Annotated in this window: 1 protein-coding gene; it reads right to left on the bottom strand. The window is 39.9% G+C overall.

Translation table 11 applies throughout. The features are described from left to right. Positions 1–416, bottom strand: a 416-nt coding sequence (locus tag IQR33_RS33805; RefSeq protein ID WP_228014037.1) for a hypothetical protein, incomplete at both ends; no start/stop codon positions are given.

The raw sequence follows: 416 nt of genomic DNA on the forward strand, positions 1-416 counted from the left end.
CATATTCCAAGTTAAACCTCATGCAGTACATCGTATAGTTTTTGCTCTTAGATAGTTCATTCTCTTTAGTGAGACTACCTACAGCTTCACCTATAAACTCACTCATGGCATCAACTTGTTCTCGATGGTTTTCTGAAATAGATTCAGTAAACATCCACTCTTCGTTTTTATGAGCAAACTCACCAATATGATACATATCGGTGAAGTAAAGAGGACCTTTAACTGGCTTGCCATCATTTCCGTCGAGCGCCAGTTGAATACACATATTCACTGCTTCCCACGGCATACCCAAACGTTCATAAAGTGCTTTTTCATGACTCTCACCCAAAATCAGTACATAAATACTGGCAGGATCGTCTTTCTTTTTGTTTCCCCATGAGAAACCATCACGCCAGATATTATCAGCCGATTGGTAC

This window comes from Vibrio sp. OPT46 (assembly GCF_015163535.1).
GTDB lineage: Bacteria > Pseudomonadota > Gammaproteobacteria > Enterobacterales > Vibrionaceae > Vibrio > Vibrio alginolyticus.